General features: G+C 56.3%; 17 protein-coding genes. 14 read left to right on the top strand and 3 right to left on the bottom strand.

The window, feature by feature from the left end; all coding sequences use genetic code 11:
* The first annotated feature begins 221 nt into the window (after positions 1 to 221).
* From glyA to MTP41_RS00635, 4 genes are all read left to right on the top strand, one after another.
* Positions 222 to 1,475 (top strand): serine hydroxymethyltransferase, encoded by a 1,254-nt coding sequence (gene glyA, locus MTP41_RS00650; protein ID WP_005942005.1) that lies wholly within the window; start codon positions 222 to 224, stop codon positions 1,473 to 1,475.
* 101 nt (positions 1,476 to 1,576) lie between these two features.
* Positions 1,577 to 2,092: a cob(I)yrinic acid a,c-diamide adenosyltransferase gene (locus tag MTP41_RS00645; RefSeq protein ID WP_097775481.1), complete on the top strand. Its 516-nt coding sequence runs from the start codon at positions 1,577 to 1,579 to the stop codon at positions 2,090 to 2,092.
* Between the two features lie 270 nt (positions 2,093 to 2,362).
* Positions 2,363 to 2,623, top strand: coding sequence for a heavy-metal-associated domain-containing protein (locus MTP41_RS00640; protein WP_249235954.1), 261 nt, complete (start codon positions 2,363 to 2,365; stop codon positions 2,621 to 2,623).
* A gap of 35 nt (positions 2,624 to 2,658) precedes the next feature.
* The gene (locus MTP41_RS00635) at positions 2,659 to 3,630 is read left to right on the top strand and encodes a ketopantoate reductase family protein (RefSeq protein WP_097775482.1); all 972 of its coding nucleotides are present in this window, start codon (positions 2,659 to 2,661) and stop codon (positions 3,628 to 3,630) included.
* Between the two features lie 67 nt (positions 3,631 to 3,697).
* Here MTP41_RS00635 and MTP41_RS00630 read toward each other — a convergent pair whose 3' ends face one another.
* The 3 genes from MTP41_RS00630 to MTP41_RS00620 all read right to left on the bottom strand — a co-directional run bounded on the left by MTP41_RS00630 (position 3,698) and on the right by MTP41_RS00620 (position 8,076).
* On the bottom strand, positions 3,698 to 6,184 hold the full coding sequence (locus MTP41_RS00630) for an ATP-dependent DNA helicase (RefSeq protein WP_249235953.1): 2,487 nt from the start codon (positions 6,182 to 6,184) through the stop codon (positions 3,698 to 3,700).
* Positions 6,185 to 6,344: 160 nt separating this feature from the next.
* Positions 6,345 to 7,430, bottom strand: a complete 1,086-nt coding sequence (locus MTP41_RS00625) for a hypothetical protein (RefSeq protein ID WP_249235952.1) — start codon at positions 7,428 to 7,430, stop codon at positions 6,345 to 6,347.
* Positions 7,431 to 7,500: 70 nt separating this feature from the next.
* Positions 7,501 to 8,076: a uracil-DNA glycosylase gene (locus MTP41_RS00620; protein WP_005942018.1), complete on the bottom strand. Its 576-nt coding sequence runs from the start codon at positions 8,074 to 8,076 to the stop codon at positions 7,501 to 7,503.
* A gap of 622 nt (positions 8,077 to 8,698) precedes the next feature.
* Here MTP41_RS00620 and ligA point away from each other — a divergent pair.
* The 10 genes from ligA to MTP41_RS00570 all read left to right on the top strand — a co-directional run bounded on the left by ligA (position 8,699) and on the right by MTP41_RS00570 (position 16,064).
* Positions 8,699 to 10,699 (top strand): NAD-dependent DNA ligase LigA, encoded by a 2,001-nt coding sequence (gene ligA / locus MTP41_RS00615; RefSeq protein WP_249235951.1) that lies wholly within the window; start codon positions 8,699 to 8,701, stop codon positions 10,697 to 10,699.
* 128 nt (positions 10,700 to 10,827) lie between these two features.
* Positions 10,828 to 11,721 (top strand): AAA family ATPase, encoded by an 894-nt coding sequence (locus MTP41_RS00610; protein ID WP_249235950.1) that lies wholly within the window; start codon positions 10,828 to 10,830, stop codon positions 11,719 to 11,721.
* Positions 11,718 to 12,182: a hypothetical protein gene (locus tag MTP41_RS00605; protein ID WP_120019879.1), complete on the top strand. Its 465-nt coding sequence runs from the start codon at positions 11,718 to 11,720 to the stop codon at positions 12,180 to 12,182. Before MTP41_RS00610 ends, MTP41_RS00605 begins: the two co-directional genes overlap by 4 nt.
* A gap of 18 nt (positions 12,183 to 12,200) precedes the next feature.
* Complete coding sequence (spoIIIAC, locus tag MTP41_RS00600; protein ID WP_005942027.1) at positions 12,201 to 12,395, top strand: stage III sporulation protein AC; 195 nt, start codon at positions 12,201 to 12,203, stop codon at positions 12,393 to 12,395.
* Complete coding sequence (locus MTP41_RS00595; RefSeq protein ID WP_097781768.1) at positions 12,392 to 12,775, top strand: stage III sporulation protein AD; 384 nt, start codon at positions 12,392 to 12,394, stop codon at positions 12,773 to 12,775. Before spoIIIAC ends, MTP41_RS00595 begins: the two co-directional genes overlap by 4 nt.
* A complete protein-coding gene (locus MTP41_RS00590; RefSeq protein WP_249235949.1) occupies positions 12,772 to 13,854 on the top strand; it encodes a stage III sporulation protein AE in 1,083 nt (360 codons plus the stop codon). The genes MTP41_RS00595 and MTP41_RS00590 overlap by 4 nt, the downstream gene beginning before the upstream one ends.
* Before the next feature lie 3 nt (positions 13,855 to 13,857).
* Positions 13,858 to 14,328, top strand: a complete 471-nt coding sequence (locus MTP41_RS00585) for a hypothetical protein (RefSeq protein ID WP_223387582.1) — start codon at positions 13,858 to 13,860, stop codon at positions 14,326 to 14,328.
* On the top strand, positions 14,325 to 14,858 hold the full coding sequence (locus MTP41_RS00580) for a stage III sporulation protein AG (protein ID WP_097777777.1): 534 nt from the start codon (positions 14,325 to 14,327) through the stop codon (positions 14,856 to 14,858). The genes MTP41_RS00585 and MTP41_RS00580 overlap by 4 nt, the downstream gene beginning before the upstream one ends.
* 32 nt (positions 14,859 to 14,890) lie before the next feature.
* Positions 14,891 to 15,517 carry a SpoIIIAH-like family protein gene (locus MTP41_RS00575; protein WP_249235948.1) on the top strand — a complete coding sequence of 209 codons (627 nt, stop codon included), beginning with the start codon at positions 14,891 to 14,893 and terminating at the stop codon, positions 15,515 to 15,517.
* Positions 15,518 to 15,677: 160 nt separating this feature from the next.
* Positions 15,678 to 16,064 carry an Asp23/Gls24 family envelope stress response protein gene (locus tag MTP41_RS00570; protein WP_005942042.1) on the top strand — a complete coding sequence of 129 codons (387 nt, stop codon included), beginning with the start codon at positions 15,678 to 15,680 and terminating at the stop codon, positions 16,062 to 16,064.
* The last annotated feature ends 6 nt before the right edge of the window (positions 16,065 to 16,070 follow it).

Raw genomic sequence — 16,070 nt, 5'->3', positions numbered from 1 at the left:
GACTGACTTGAAAAATATACAAAAACGACACTGCATTTTTATACAAGTATAATAAACACTTCAGACGAAAAAAGCAAGCCTTTTGGCAAAATGGAAGTTGAAGATTCTACAGCTTTCTGCTATGATAAAAGAAAGCAATTCGGTTCGTGCGCGGAGCAGGGTGGCTTGAAGAGATCCAGAGATCCGGGGCTTTCTCCGGAAATTGAGAGGGGTAGAATATTATGTACAATGAAATGATGGACACCATCGGTCTGGTCAATACCGTTGATCCGGAGTTGGCCGCAGCCATGGATCGCGAGCTGAACCGTCAGCGCCAGAACATTGAACTGATCGCCAGTGAGAACATCGTCTCTCCCGCCGTCATGGCCGCAATGGGCAGCATCCTGACCAACAAGTACGCCGAGGGCCTGCCCGGCAAGCGCTACTATGGCGGCTGTGTCTATGTGGACGAGGTGGAGAACATTGCCATCGAGCGTGCCTGCAAGCTGTTCGGCGCAAAATATGCCAATGTTCAGCCCCACTCCGGTGCACAGGCCAATCTGGCAGTTTATTTTGCTCTGCTGGATCTGGGCGATACTGTCATGGGCATGGATCTGTCTCAGGGCGGCCATCTGACCCACGGTTCTCCGGTGAACATGTCCGGCAAGAACTATAACTTTGTCTCTTACGGTGTCAATGCCGACGGCGTGATCGACTATGCTGAGCTGGAAAAGCAGGTTAAGAAGGTGCGCCCCAAGCTGATCGTGGCTGGTGCGTCTGCATATCCCCGTGCCATCGACTTTGAAAAGATCGCTGAGATCGCCCACGGCTATGGTGCATATTTGATGGTGGATATGGCCCACATTGCCGGTCTGGTGGCAGGCGGCTATCACCAGAGCCCTGTGCCGTATGCTGATGTTGTTACCACCACCACCCACAAGACCCTGCGCGGCCCCCGCGGCGGTCTGATCCTGACCAACAATCCCATTCTTGCAAAGCGCATCAATTCTGCCGTGTTCCCCGGCACCCAGGGCGGCCCGCTGGAGCATGTGATCGCCGCAAAAGCTGTCTGCTTTGGTGAAGCACTGAAGCCGGAGTTCAAGGAATATGCCCGCAAGATCGTGGAGAATGCACAGGCTCTGGCAGCAGAGCTGCAGGCACGCGGTGTCAAGCTGGTGTCCGGCGGTACGGATAACCACCTCATGCTGATCGACCTGCGTGACGAGGAGTGCACCGGCAAGGAGCTGGAAGCACGTCTGGACAGCGTGCACATCACCGCCAATAAGAACACTGTCCCCGGCGAGACCCGCAGCCCGTTCGTGACTTCTGGCGTGCGTCTGGGTACCCCGGCTGTTACCACCCGCGGCATGGGCGTGGCCGAGATGAAGGTGATCGCCGACTGCATCGCCGATTGCATCTGGCACTACGACGAGAAGAAGGACGAGATCAGTGACCGTGTGCTGAAGCTGACCCGGGATTTCCCTCTGTATCAGTAAATATCGCATTGTTTGAAAGAGGAAGCGCCTTCGGGTGCTTCCTCTTCCTTTTTTGCTGGGTTTGTGTTACCATAAACGCAAAGATAAAAGGAGAAATGACCATGAAGCGTACAGGGCTGTTACATCTATATTACGGTGATGGCAAGGGCAAGACCACCGCTGCCATGGGCCTTGCTTTGCGGGCCATGGGCAGCGGAAAGCGGGTGGTGATCCTGCAGTTCCTCAAAGGCGGCAAAAGCGGCGAGGTGCCGCTGCTGGAACAGCTGGGTGCAAAGGTGTACCGCGGCAAGGCGGGGCAGAAATTCGTGTTCCAGATGAACGAAGCGGAAAAGGAAGCCACCCGCCAGCTGCAGAATGCGAACCTCACAGCTGCCATGGCCGACCCTGCCGACCTGCTGATTTTGGACGAAGCAGGCAGCGCATGGGAACTGGATATGGTGGATAAAGCCCTGTTGCAAAAGGCTGTGCTGGAACGCCCGGCAGAGCAGGAATGCGTGCTTACTGCCCATGCTGCGCCGCAGTGGATGCTGGATGCCGCCGACTATGCCACGGAGATGAAGTGCCACCGCCACCCTTACCAGAGGGGAATTTCCGCCCGGCAGGGCATTGAATACTGACCACGACAGCAGGATGCCGGGTGCATGAGTGAAAAGCGCAAAAACCGGGATGGGGTATTTTTCATCTTGCATTTAGCCCACTGGTGTGATATGATGAAGACAAGAAATCATGCGTGCATTTTCTGAGCAGACCCACCACAGAACAGGGAACCGCTCCGCACCGCTGCCGGGCAGTTCCCGACGGCGTTTTGTTTGAAACTGCGGTTAGCGCTTCCTAACAGATTCTGCGTCAACGGGCCGATGCGCGCAGAAGATCTGGAGGGGAATAAAATGATTGAAACGATCGTAAAAGTAGAGGGTATGATGTGCGGCATGTGCGAGAGCCATGTCAACGAAGCCGTGCGCAAGGCCTTCCCGGAGGTGAAAAGGGTGTCGTCCTCGCAGGCAAAAGCCCAGACGGTGATCCACTCGGAACAGCCGCTGGACGAGCAGAAGCTGCGGGATGCCATCAATGCAACCGGCTATGAGGTCAAGGGCGTAAGCAGTGCACCTTACGAGAAAAAAGGCTTTTTCTCGTTTTTGAAAAAATAAGCAAACCTTAACACACATAAGGGAGGCGTATCTGGATGAGGATTCTGGTTTACGGTGCGGGCGTTTTGGGCTGCGAGCTGGCCCATGTGCTGATGCAGAACAAAAAGAACGTTGTCACGCTGCTTGCACGCGGAGAGTGGAAGGAAATGATCGACCAGAAGGGTTTGGTCATCCGACACTGGGTGCAGCGCAAGACCACAACGGAACGGATCAAAACCGTGGACACTCTTGCCCCGGATGATTATTATGATCTCGTCTTTGTGGTCGTGCAGGCGGGCCAGCTGCCGGATGTGCTTCCTGTGCTCAAGGCCAACAAGAGTCAGTATTTTGTGTTTGTGGGCAACAACCCGCAGGCAAAGCAGGTGCTGGAATTCATGCAGCGCCCGGCGGATAAGATCGCATTCGGCTTTCAGGGCACGGCAGGCCGCCGTGAACACGACCATGTGGTCAGTGTGTACGCCAGTGCTGGCATGACGGTGGGCGGTGCCACAACTCCGCTTTCTGGCACCTTCCGAACCCGGCTCAAGACCGCCTTTGACGGTGCAAAATACAAGCTGACCTTCTATGGCGATATGGATGAATGGCTCAAGTGCCACATTGCATTTGTTCTGCCGGCGTGCTATGTGTGCTATGCCTGCAACGGCGATCTGCACCGGGCCACCAAGCAGCAGCGCGGCGCCATTCTGGATGCCGCCTATGAAGCCTGCCTGATGCTCAAGGATGCGGGCATCCCGGTGAACGATGCCAACAACACCGATAATTTCCAGCCCGGCACATCGGCCCGCCGTAAGATGGAAGCGATGGTGTTTACCATGACAAAAACACCGCTGGGCAGATTGTGCGTTTCGGATCACGCCATGCACGCAGTGTCCGAAATGAAGTATCTGGACGAAGCGTTCGATGCTCTGCGCAGGCAGACCGGCACGGCAATGCCCATGTGGGAAAAGCTGCGCAATGAAATGCCATCGTGGGATAGCCTGCAGCAGAACCGGAAAGCAGCAAAATAAAACAAAAAAGAAGCAAAGGCACTGCCGCTCCTGTTTTTGGGTGCGGCAGTGCCTTTTTGCTTGGGTCTCATTTATTCCAGAAGTCCTGCAGGGCAGCGGCCAGCTCTTCGCAGCTGCGCAGATAGCGGATATGCCGCCAGTGAGGAGGGAACAGCCGGATGTATTCCTGCTGGGCAAACCGGTCGTCCAGCAAAAGCACCGCACCTCTGTCTTCCGGCGTGCGGATCACGCGCCCTGCGGCCTGCAGTACCTTGTTCATGCCGGGATAGCGGTAGGCATAATCAAATCCAAAGCCGTTCTGTGCGTCGTAATAACGGCGCAGCATTTCCTGCTGCGGATTTACCTGCGGCAGGCCCACACCCACAATGGCGCACCCGATCAGGCGGCTGCCTGCAAGATCAACTCCCTCACCAAAGATGCCGCCCATCACGCCAAAACCCAGAAGCGTTTCGGCCGGGTCCGGCACAAACTGAGCCAGAAATTCAGCCCGAGCGGCATCATCCAGACGGCTTTCCTGCACAAGGGTGCGAATGCCCGGGTAACGTGCTGCAAAATCTTCGTGTACCTGCCGCAGATATGCGTAGCTTGGGAAAAAGGCAAAGTAGTTTCCAGTTCTGGCCTGCACCAGCCGGGCCAGTGCATCCGAAACTGCCTGCACGCTGGCTTCGCGGTCGCGGTAGCGGGTAGAGATATTCGGCAGGCAATACAGCCCCAGATTTTCAGCCGGGAAGGGACTGTCCAGTGCGACGGCACGTGCATCGCTGCAGCCCAGAACACTGCGGTAGAACGAGGGCGGAGCCAGTGTTGCACTGAACAGCGCTGCGCTGCGCCCTGCGGCAAGGCTGGCATCCACAAAAGGTGCCGGGTCCAGACACAGCAGCTGCAATTCAAGCTCTCTGCCGCGCGCGGTAAGCTGAGTGACAAAGTGGCTGTCGTATCGTTCGGCAGCACGGGTGATGTCCTGTACAGCAAAATAAAGCTCCAGCAACTGTGCATGTGCTTCGGCATCCGGGTTCGCTTCCAGCCAGTCCTGCAAAGGTGCCTGTACGGCCCGCAGCGGACTGAGCAGGGCAGAGGGCGGCTCCTGCAAAAATACAGTACTGTCCTGTGCATACAGCGGTTCGGGCAGTTCCAGTGCGGGGACAGTGTTTTCAGGCAAAAGACTGGTCTGTGCCGGGTCTGCGGCATCGGTCTGGCTGCTGTGCCGGGGTGCAAGCTGTATGCAGGCTTTCCGGGCTTCCAGCAGGGCTTTGTCTGCTTTGGTCAGAGCGGTCTTTAAAGCACTTTTGCCCTTGCCCAATGCGCGTTTTGCCTCGGTCAGGCTGCTTTTACAAAAGCGTGCAGAATACATTGCTCTGGCTCTGTCGGGCAGATTATGTGCTTCATCGACCAAAAACAACCAGTCGCCGGAAGAATCAAAGAACCGTTTCAGGTGCACCACCGGATCGAACAGGTAATTGTAATCCCCAATGACCACATCGCACCACTCGCTCAGGTCTAGCCCCAGTTCAAAGGGACACACCGAAAAACGCTTTGCCGCCCCGGCCAGCGCTGCGCGGTCAAAGCTGCCGGTACCGTCCAGCAGAGCTGTCAGTGCATCCTTGATGCGGTCGTAGTAGCCGTTGGCGTAGGGACAAAGCTCCGGCAGGCAGGCGGGATGTCCCTCTGCGTCCGGATGCAGGCAGACCTTTTCCTTGGCGGTCAGCGTCACACTGCGCAGGGCAAGCTCTGGCTGGGCCGTATGCAGCCGGGTCAAGGCATCCTCGGCGGCAGTCTGGGTCGTGTTGCGGGCCGTGAGATAGAACAGCTTTTCTCCGTTGCCTTCGCCCATGGCTTTCAGCGCGGGGAAAAGCGCGCTCATGGTCTTGCCAATGCCGGTAGGAGCCTGACAGAACAGCCGCGTACCACCCTTGCAGTCGGCGGTCTTGCCAGCGCGGCAGGCGCGGTAGATCTCGCCCGCCATAGCCCGCTGTCCGGGCCGGTACTGCGCAAACGGGAACTGCAGCGCCGCAAGGCTCTGAGTACGCTTTACATCCCACTCTATCCGGCGCTGCGCCCACGGAGCATACTGGCACAATAATTTGTCAAGAAATTCATCCAGCTCCTGCTGCGTAAAGCGGCGGATAAAGCGGATGATCTGATCGGTGTCTATCTGATAATAAGTCAGCCGGACGTTCAGTTCCGGCAGGCTTTGCTGTGCGGCATAAATGGCACCGTACACCATGCCCTGTGCCCAGTGGCAGGGGTTCATATCCTCAGTGATCTCTTCCGGCGGCACAGCGGTGGTCTTGATCTCATCAATGACTACCGTGCCAGTCTCATCGGTAAAAATGCCGTCAGCCCGGCCCTCAAGGGTAAAAGTGATGTCCTCTGCCTGCCGCTCTACGGAGAGAAATACCTCAGCCTGGTAGCCGTCTCCGGCAGCTTTTTGCAATTTGCGGTGGATGTGGGCACCTTCCAGTGCACGGTCAAACCCTGTAAACCGGCTGTCAATGCTGCCGGTCCGCAGCAGAAATTCCACCAGCTGCCGGATGGGCAGATGAACCGTTGCCAAAGCATTTCACCTCCGCTTTTGGGATACACTGACGAACCGGTAATTTCTCTTCAGACACGATTCGGGCCATTCCATCGCCCGCCCGATTGCCTCACGGCAACAGGGTCCCACCCCAGCGGACGGTCTTCAGAGAAACTCCCGGTTCGTCGACGTAAACTGATTATTTCAGGCCGAACATCTCCATGCATTCTGCTGCCGCTTCATCCACTTTGCCAAAATCCACCGCTGCACGGTAATAGGTCTCCAACTCATCGTGGCAGCTCTTGGCCTGTGCCATCAGGGCACTGGCCTGTTCCAGCAGTTCGGCGGCAGCACGCTCGTTAAAACGCAGCCGTGCCCGGTACGCTGCCAGATTTTCCCTGTCAAGGAAGCGGGTGCACCGCACAGCCTGCACACTGGGCAGATGCACCGGATGCCAGCGATTATCCGTCAGGAAGGCAAGCTTCAGCTCCGGGATCAGGATATGGTCGATCTTATCCTCCGGGTGCATGGCGCATGGACAGGTAATAATGTGGTAGCCCCGCGTCAGGGCTTCGGCGCGGATCAGCTCCAGCAGCAGGCGGGACACCGCGCCGTAGTCATCCCGGAACACGATAAACTTATCCGCCAATGCCTGTGCAGTGCCCTGATAAAACACTTCACCCTTGGGGGTGACGGCGGAAAGCAGGCGTAGCTCTTCGCTGCCAATGCCTTCCGTGCGCGGCATCACCCGGGTGCACAGCCGTTTGACATAACGGCGCACCTTGTCGAAATTGGCGCTGCAGGCTTCGGCGCGGCGGCTGTCCAGCAAAAGGCTGCCTGCCGATGCAATATATCGTGCAGCGCGGCTGCGCAGCAGGGCGTTGCGGGCAAACAGCGCCTTGACCTCATCGGTGCACTGGTGCAGCTTTTCTGCATCGATGGTGTGGTACAAACTCACTACCACTTCGTCCGCACCGGGAGCATCCGGCTCCACCACATGGGGCGCAGTGGCATCCACGATGGCCCTGTGCTGCCCGGGCAGGATCATGCCGTCCAGACTGTCCGGGTCGCTGGCACAGTGGATGCGCTGCGTCAGTTCGCCGCGCTGTTCGGCAGCACGGGCAAGCCGCTTCATCAGGGTGGATTTGCCGCAGCCCGGCCCGCTTTTGATCAGGTACATCTGCATACCGGGTTCGTGGCGCAGCGGTTCAAAATAGCCCTTGAAACCGGCAGGCGTTGTGGCACCCAGAAAGAAATCAATGGAATCATGTCGTGCAGTTTCCATAATCGAACACCTCTCTTTTTGTTTTAGAGTATGCAAAAGGAAGGTGTTTGGTTCTTGCAGCGGGAATGATTCAGTCTTTATGATAGGTATGTTTGCACACCGTTTCAATGTTGTCCCGCAGGGCAGTAAAATCAGCAAAGGCTGCAGGCTTGTTCTGCGGGCTGCGCAGCAGAGCGGCAGGGTGGAAGGTACCCATGAACAGGATGCCGCCCTTTTCGTACAGCTGGCCATGCTCCTTGGTCACGGAGAAATCCTTTCGGATCATCCGCTGGGCGGCAATGCGGCCAAGGCAGACCACGATCTTTGGCTTCAGCAGGCGGAACTGCTCCCGCAGCCAGGGCATACAGGCTTCGCTCTCAGCAGGCTGGGGGTCACGGTTCTGCGGCGGGCGGCACTTGACGATGTTTGCAATATAGCAGTTCTTCGTGCGGTCAAGGTCGATGGCAAACAGATATTTGTCCAGCAGCTGGCCGCTGCGCCCCACAAAGGGCAGACCCTGCTCATCCTCATTCTGGCCGGGGCCTTCGCCCACAAACAGAACTTCGGCATCTTCCACACCCTGACCGAACACCACATTGGTGCGGGTCTTGCACAGCTCGCAGCGGGTGCAGGCAAGACAGCTTGATCTTAATGTTTCCCAATCCATGGCAGCTTGATCTCCTCTTGAAACGGTATGATACTTAATTCACAAATCGGAACAGCTTTTCTCCTAAAATAATAGTACAAAATCTAGGATGGTACGATGCATTGCATGAAATGACGAATCCACTCAATACCTCTTTTAGTATACGACTTTTCGGCAACATCATCAATACAGTGGCCGACAATCTTTTTAATGACATGCTCATCCACACCGGCTTTCTTTGCCGTGGTGACGAACTGAACACGACCATCATGAGGACGATGCCGGGGGGCCAAGGCCTAAAGCATTCACGACGAATGCGTTGCCCTTTCTGTGTGTGTTTAGGCTGGCGGCTTAACGATACTACAGGACGATTCACTCGTCATGGATGTGGAGAAATCACACGATAAGACGTTGTTTTATCAAAATAATAAACAAAGAGTATCTCCATGTGTTGATTTTAAATCAATCTGCAGTGATGATCGAAAACGATTACACATGCAGATTCCAAAGCACTTATACAAATTGTATCCGCTTTCTCTTTGCAGAGCGCGGCTGGATGTGTTATAATCAAAATAGTTTTCTGCGATGCATTTTCAGGCGGTAGTGCCGGACGGCAGCGCGGGAGAAACCGGATAGCGGGAGAGTGGAACTTTTGGAGTTGGAACAGGCAAAAAAGCGCGTGGAAGAATTGCGCGCTGTGATCGAGAAAAACAATCGGCTTTACTATGACCAGGATGCCCCGGAGCTTGAAGATTTTGAGTATGATGCTCTGACCCGGGAACTGAAAGAATTGGAAGCGCAGTTTCCGCAGCTGGTCACGGCATCGTCGCCTACCCAGAAGGTAGGCGGCACGGCCAGCAGCAAGCTGCCCAAGGTGACCCATGCGGTAAAAATGGAAAGCCTGCTGGATGCATTTTCGTATGATGAGCTGCGGGATTTTGACCGCCGCGTGCGGGAAGCCGGCATAGAGCCGGAGTATGTGGTGGAGATCAAGATCGATGGCCTTTCCTGCAGTCTAGAATACGAAAACGGTGAGCTGGTTCGTGCCTCTACCCGCGGTGATGGCGTGGTGGGCGAGGACGTGACCGCCAATGTCCGCGCCATTCGCAGCATTCCCAAAAAGTTGAAGGATGCACCTGAATTTCTGGAAGTGCGCGGTGAGGTATATATGCCGCATGGCGCGTTCCAGAAGCTGTGTGCAGAGCAGGAGCTGCAGGGCGCAGCGCCCTTTAAAAATCCGCGCAATGCGGCTGCCGGTTCGCTGCGCCAGAAGAATGCAAAAATCACCGGAAGCCGGGGCCTTTCTATCTTTGTTTTCAATGTGCAGCAGATCCGCGGCAAAACGCTTACCAAACATGCCGAAAGCCTGGATTACCTCAAGAGCCTTGGCCTGCCGGTCTCGCCGCGCTATCATATCGTGCATGACATTGAGCAGGCCATTGCCGAGATCGAGCAGATCGGCCAGAACCGTGCCAAACTGGATTTTGATATGGATGGTGCTGTGATCAAGGTGAACGATTTTGCACAGCGCGATCTGATGGGTTCCACCAACAAATTTCCACGCTGGGCAATTGCGTTTAAGTATCCGCCAGAGGTAAAGGAGACAACGCTGCGCAGCATTGAGGTCGCAGTTGGCCGCACCGGTGTTCTTACCCCGACGGCCTGCTTTGACCCTGTCTTTCTGGCGGGTACTACCGTTGCCCGCGCGACCCTGCACAATGAGGATTTTATCCATCAGTTCGGCCTTTGCATCGGCGATACCATTCAGGTGCGCAAGGCGGGTGATATCATCCCGGAAGTGATCGGTGTTACCAATCACGCAGAGGATGCACAGCCCTATGAGATGCCCACGGTCTGCCCCTCCTGCGGTGCGCCAGTCGTTCATCTGGAGGATGAAGCAGCTCTGCGCTGTGTTAACCCCGAGTGCCCGGCACAGGCACTGCGCAATATCATCCATTTTGCTTCCCGCGATGCAATGGATATCGAGGGCCTTGGCACAGCAGTTGCCACCCAACTGGTGGAGAAGGACATGGTGCACTCCGCAGCGGATATCTACACGCTGACACGGGAACAGCTGCTGACGCTGGATAAGTTCAAGGAAAAGAGCGTCGATAACCTGCTGAACGCCATCGAGGCTTCCAAGCAGAACAATCTGGATAAGCTCCTGTTCGGCTTTGGCATCCGCAACATTGGCGATAAAGCTGCAGCCCTGCTGGCAGAGCATTTCGGTACGCTGCAGGCTGTCCGGGAAGCAAGTGCAGAGCAGATCAGCGAGATCGATGGGTTTGGCGGCGTAATGGCGCAGAGCGTCGTGGAATTCTTTGCAAAAGAGGGAACGATCGACCTTGTCCATCGTCTGGCCGATGCCGGATTGAATATGCAGTGGAAGGGCGAACCGAAAGGTGATAAGCTGGCAGGGAAAACGCTGGTGGTCACCGGCACGCTGGAAACTCTTTCCCGCAATGAGGCGGAAGCACTGATCGTGAAAAACGGCGGTAAGGCCAGCGGTTCTGTTTCAAAGAAAACGGCCTATGTCGTGGCAGGCACGGCAGCAGGCTCCAAACTGACCAAGGCGCAGGCGCTTGGCATCCCGGTGCTGACCGAGGCAGAATTTCTGGCAATGATCAGCGACGAAAACATCTGATAAAACCGTTCCAATGGATATCCCCGCAGTTTTGTGCTGCGGGGATATTTTTATGTCCGCAGGTTCTATCCGGCAGGGACAGGCATATACTCATAGCAGGCAATGAGCCTGAAAAAGGAGAGGACAGTGTGGATGAGTATTATCGGGCGATACGCCTGCTTCCCTCATGGCTGGCCGGGCCATTGGGACAGCTGCCAGCACAGACGGCAGCGCAGATCCATGAACTTCGGTTCCGGACAGGCTGTGGTGTTTTTGTTACACTGTCGGGTCGGCAGCTCCCGCTGCAGGACCTGCCGGAGTGCCCGCTGCAGCTGAGGGAGTGTGTATTGGATCAGCTTCAGATCGAAGAGATCTTTCACACCCTGTGCGGCGGCGCAGTACATGCACACCAGACGGAGCTTGCGCATGGATTTCTGACCATACCCTCCGGCTGCCGGGTGGGTGTGGCAGGACGCTATGTGGATCGCGACGGCCAGACGGTTCTGCAGCAGGTGCAGGGGTTGAACCTGCGCATTGCAAGGGCGGTTCTGGTACAGCTGCCGGACGAACTTCTGGTGCAACTGAAAAAGCATTTTATTGGGATGCTTTTGGTCGGCGAGCCGGACAGCGGCAAGACGACGCTGCTGCGTCAGATCGCACGAGAACTGGCCGGGATGCAGCGGCGAGCCTGCGTGGTGGACGAGCGCTGCGAGATCTTTCCGCCGGGTGATTTCGAGAAGATGCCTCCGCTGGATCTGCTGTCCGGCATCCCTAAGGAACGGGCTGTGCAGATGGCACTGCGCACGCTTTCGCCGCAAGTTATTTTGCTGGACGAGCTGGGCACGCTTGCCGAAACTGCAGCGCTGGAACAGGGCTTTTACGGCGGGGTGGACTTTGTTGCAAGCGTCCATGCCGCAAGCGTGGAAGAAGCCGCCCGGCGGCCGCAGGTACAGGCGCTGCAGCGGCATGGAATGCTGCGTGTATTTGTACTGCTGCACGGCTGCACAACGCCGGGAAAAGTCCGGCAGGTCTGCACGGTATGATGCGGCTTTTTCATTGGGCAGCGGCTGCACTGCTTCTGCTGTGCGGGTGGCTGACCGGTTCTGCATTTCAGGTCAGAACAGAGCAGCATATCCTGCAGCTGCAGCGCACCGTGGAGCTGCTGCAGCGCATCCGGCAGGAGATCGCTTACCGCAGGCTGGATCTGGAACAGCTGCAGCGGTGTCTCGTGCAGGAAAAGCTGCTGGAAAGCGATGCAGCACCAAAACTGCAGGAAATTCCGGCACCGGAAAGATTTGATGATGCGGAACGCCTTTGCTTTGAGCAGTGCTTTGCCGGCCTTGGCCAAAGCGAAGCGGCACAGGAATGCGAACGACTGGATTATTACTCTGCCCGTTTTGAAGCATTCCTGCACCAGGCGCAGCAGAAAGCGGCATCCGGGCAGGGCTTACCGTGCAGGCTTGGCCTTGCAGCCGGCGCGGTGGCAGCACTGATTCTTTTGTAGTGGCAGGAGGACGAAAACTTGGAGATCGACCTTGTGTTCAAAATTGCAGCGATCGGTATTATCGTGGCCGTCCTGAACCAGCTGCTGATCCGTTCCGGCCGGGAGGATCAGGCCATGATGACGACCCTTGCGGGTCTTGTGGTAGTGCTTTCCATCCTTGTCAAGCAGATCAGCGCACTGTTCGTTACCATCAAGTCGCTGTTTGCACTATGAGTACATCTTTTTCCATTCTGGGGGCAGTGGTCGTCTTTGCAGCGGCGCAGCTTCTGCTGCGGAAGGATGCACCGGCCTATGCGTTTCTGCTGTCCGTTGGCGCAGCATTGTTTGTGCTGCTGCAGCTTGGAGTGGCGGTGCAGGAGCTGCTTCGGAATATATTGGCTTTCAGCCGCCGGGTGGACGGGCCTGCATTTGCCTGCCTGCTGCGCTGTGCCGGAATTTTGCTGCTGACCGATTACGCGCGGACCCTGTGCGAAGAAGCTGGTGCGGACACTTTGGCATGGTGCGCCGGGTTTGCGGGCCGATGTTTGGTTCTGGCGGCAGCATTTCCTCTGCTGGAAGAGATCTGCCAGAAGATCTGGGGGCTTGCCGCATGATAAAAAAATTCCTGCAAAAAGCGGCAGCGTTTGTATTGTGCACCGTATGCTTTCTGGCTTTTGCACCTGATGCCGCTGCGGCACAGCTGCAGGGCCTGCCCGGACAGGAGCTTTGGCAGCCTTATCTGGAAAAAGCTCCGCAAAGCGCAGAGTCCTTTGCCAAAGATCCGCTCAAATCTCTGCTCGCGCTCCTGCCGGGATCACCGGCAGAGATGATCCGGCAGATGGCACACTGCTATGCGGATGTTCTGCTGTTTTTACTGTTGCTGATCGTGCTTTCATTTCTGGTGGGAGGAGCAGCCGACAGCGCCTTGTTGGAGCTAGCTGCGGCTGTGGGCTGCGGCACTCTTTTGTGGGGAGATCTGATCAGCCTTGCACAGCTGATCTGTGAGCGGATGGAGGGGTGGAAAAACTACCTTCTGGGTTTTCTTCCGGTGTACAGCGGTGTGCTCGCTGCCGGTGGAGAGGTAAATGCCAGCACAGCGGCAAGCGGTCTGCTGCTGACCGGGCTGTGCTTTCTGGCACAGGGTACGGTGCTTGTGGTCAGTCCGCTGCTGCAGAGCTACCTTGCGGTAAGCATGGCGTGCTGCATCAGCACCCAGCAGGGGCTTTCGGAAACGTGCCGTGTCATGGGCGCGTTGCTGCACAGGGGGCTTGTCTGGGCTGGGCGGATTTTTGCAGTGCTGTTAGGGCTGCAAAGAGCGGTAACGATTCAGCTGGACCGTTCTGCACTGCGGTTGGGCCAGCTGCTTACCGGCGGCGTGCCGGTGATCGGGCAGGCTCTGAGCGATACGGCAGAAGTATTTCTTGCCGGAATGCAGCTGCTCAAAAGCAGTCTGGGTTTTGCGGCACTTGCCGTGATCGGGGCCGAATTTCTGCCACTGTATCTGCAGCTTCTGCTCCATTTGCTATTCCTTGCAGGATGCAGGCTTCTGTGCGGCCTCGCGGAGAACCGGCGCTGTCAGGCGCTGTTTGACTGCATGGCCGAAGCGGTAAAATGCATGGCAGCAGTAACGGCACTGTTTTTTGAACTGCTGACGGTAGGCGTGGGGCTTCTGATGATGACGGGAGGCGGATAGGAAATGCACGCATTTCAGACGGCGGCATCGGCGTTCTGCATTGCCTGTATCTGTGCGGAGATTACGACGTTGCTGGCGGGCGCAGGCTGGGCGGGCAGATGCATAAAAGCCGTTGCCGGGCTATATATTCTAGTGATCCTGTTCCGGCTGGCCCCGCAGATGAAGCTGGAACTGAAAAGTGCAGCGGCGGCTGCTCCGGCAGCGGTCAGCATCCAGAGTACGGAGACATCGCTCTTGCAGGGAACGCAGGAACGGCTGGAAGCGGATCTTTGCGCAGAGTGTGAGCGGCGCTTTGGTACAAAGGTGAAACTGGAGATCACACTGACCTGGACAGAACAGACCGTTCGGACAGAAAAGGTGCTTGTGATCCTCCCGGCGGCGTGCACATCCGCAGAGCAGAGCCGGATCGCGGCATATCTGCAGCAGGAGCTTGGCATGGCACCGATACTGGAAGTACAGGAGGACACCGAATGAAAGAAGCAGGGGGCATTTCGTTCGGAGATTCCGTGAAAGATTTTGCCCGGAAATGCAAAGGAAAACAGGGCAGAGCAAGGCTTGCTGCGGCAGTAGGCGTTCTGGCAATGCTGCTGATCCTGCTGTCGGAACTTTTTCCGCAGAACACGGCAGCGGGCAGCACAAAAAACACAAAGTCTGCCCAGAGCAGCACGGAATATCAGGCACAGCTGGAGAACCGGCTGGAACATCTGATCTCACAGATGAGCGGTGCGGGCAAAACGACCGTGATGGTCACGCTGGAGACTGGGGAAGAAGCCATTTATGCGCTGGATACACAGTCCGGAGAAATGCAGTCCCAGCAGACCCATGTCCTGCTGGAAGATGGTTCAGCCCTGACCGAAACGGTATGTCTGCCGCAGGTGTGCGGTGTGGCCGTGCTGTGCGAGGGCGGCGGAGACATCCGCGTTGCTGCCCGGATCACCGAACTGGTAAGCGCACTGCTGGATCTGCCATCCAACCGCATTTGTGTGGAACAGCGCAAGGGCTGAGACCCTGCAGCTTTTATAAGGAGGAACGATTTATGAGAGCACTTTCCAGAAATACCCGCAGGGCCACAGCTGTTACATTGGCTGCCGCACTGGTGATCGCCGTATACTTGAACTGGCAGTACGCCCGCAGCGATGTGCCCACGGAACTGCCGGACAATGCTGCAATGGTCGCGGCAGAGGCTGAGAATGTCCCGGTACAGACGCAGACGGTTCTGGATGAGCTGCCCACAGAGGCCGAAGCGGTGTCCAGCGCCAACAAAAACTATGGTGAAGCGCAGCTTGTAAGCGTTGCCAGTGACAGCGGTGCAAAGTTTTTTGAGCAGGCTCGGCTTAAGCGACAGAAGGCCCACGATGAGGCGATGGATTCCATCAAGAAAACGATGAAATCCTCGTCGCTTTCCGCAGAGGAAAAGAAGGAATATACCGCCCAGATGACCGCAAATCTGGAAGATCTGAATGCGGAGAATGAGATCGAAACGCTGATCAAAGCCAAAGGTTTTGCAGACTGCCTGTGCTTTTTGCAGTCCGGCCGGGCAGACCTTACCGTGATGACCTCCGGTGAACCGCTCACAGCGGCACAGGTGGCACAGATCCGGGATGTGGTGCTGAACAAAAGCACTGTGACTGCCCAGAACATCACGGTGGTGGAGGTCAAATAAGAAGGTGCGGCAGAGTTTTCCGAAACAAGTATTGAAATCGCACCCGCTTTGATGGTATAATAACTCTATCAATAAAGAATGATGTTGTCCTGCGTATGGCATTGATCGTTTCAGGCAGGACCATTTCAAACAAGAAAAAGCAGGCTGTGCCCGCTTTTGAATGGAGGACAACACAATGGATTTTCAGAATACAGATCTTCGGGGCGGCAGCCTTCAGATCTCCACCGAAGTCATTGGCAAGATCGCACGCTGCGCAGCATTGGAAATTGACGGCGTTGCCGAGGTTTCCTGCGGCAGACAAAATAAAAAGCTCAAGGATCTGCTGGAAGCATCCAGCATCCAGTCTCCGGTCGTGGTGGAAATGCGGGATGGTACCGCAAACATCACTCTGAACCTGATGATGAGCTTTGGCGCACGCATTCCTGCTGTGGCCGAAAAGGTGCAGGAAAACGTGAAGAATGCTGTGCAGAACATGACCAATGTCACTGTGAGCCGCGTCAATCTGGTGATCGCCGGCCTTGCAGAAACCACTGCAGCAGAGAAGTAAAATAAA

Source organism: Faecalibacterium sp. I4-3-84 (assembly GCF_023347255.1).
Taxonomy (GTDB): Bacteria; Bacillota; Clostridia; order Oscillospirales; family Ruminococcaceae; genus Faecalibacterium; species Faecalibacterium taiwanense.
This window is presented reverse-complemented; position numbering and strand designations above follow the sequence as displayed.

Bases quoted from the DNA above. Each gene is read 5' to 3' on its own strand.
- glyA (WP_005942005.1), top strand. From the start codon at position 222: ATGTACAATGAAATGATGGACACCATCGGTCTGGTCAATACCGTTGAT.
- MTP41_RS00645 (WP_097775481.1), top strand. From the start codon at position 1,577: ATGAAGCGTACAGGGCTGTTACATCTATATTACGGTGATGGCAAGGGC.
- MTP41_RS00640 (WP_249235954.1), top strand. From the start codon at position 2,363: ATGATTGAAACGATCGTAAAAGTAGAGGGTATGATGTGCGGCATGTGC.
- MTP41_RS00635 (WP_097775482.1), top strand. From the start codon at position 2,659: ATGAGGATTCTGGTTTACGGTGCGGGCGTTTTGGGCTGCGAGCTGGCC.
- MTP41_RS00625 (WP_249235952.1), bottom strand. From the start codon at position 7,430: ATGGAAACTGCACGACATGATTCCATTGATTTCTTTCTGGGTGCCACA.
- MTP41_RS00620 (WP_005942018.1), bottom strand. From the start codon at position 8,076: ATGGATTGGGAAACATTAAGATCAAGCTGTCTTGCCTGCACCCGCTGC.
- MTP41_RS00605 (WP_120019879.1), top strand. From the start codon at position 11,718: ATGATGCGGCTTTTTCATTGGGCAGCGGCTGCACTGCTTCTGCTGTGC.
- MTP41_RS00595 (WP_097781768.1), top strand. From the start codon at position 12,392: ATGAGTACATCTTTTTCCATTCTGGGGGCAGTGGTCGTCTTTGCAGCG.
- MTP41_RS00590 (WP_249235949.1), top strand. From the start codon at position 12,772: ATGATAAAAAAATTCCTGCAAAAAGCGGCAGCGTTTGTATTGTGCACC.
- MTP41_RS00585 (WP_223387582.1), top strand. From the start codon at position 13,858: ATGCACGCATTTCAGACGGCGGCATCGGCGTTCTGCATTGCCTGTATC.
- MTP41_RS00580 (WP_097777777.1), top strand. From the start codon at position 14,325: ATGAAAGAAGCAGGGGGCATTTCGTTCGGAGATTCCGTGAAAGATTTT.
- MTP41_RS00575 (WP_249235948.1), top strand. From the start codon at position 14,891: ATGAGAGCACTTTCCAGAAATACCCGCAGGGCCACAGCTGTTACATTG.
- MTP41_RS00570 (WP_005942042.1), top strand. From the start codon at position 15,678: ATGGAGGACAACACAATGGATTTTCAGAATACAGATCTTCGGGGCGGC.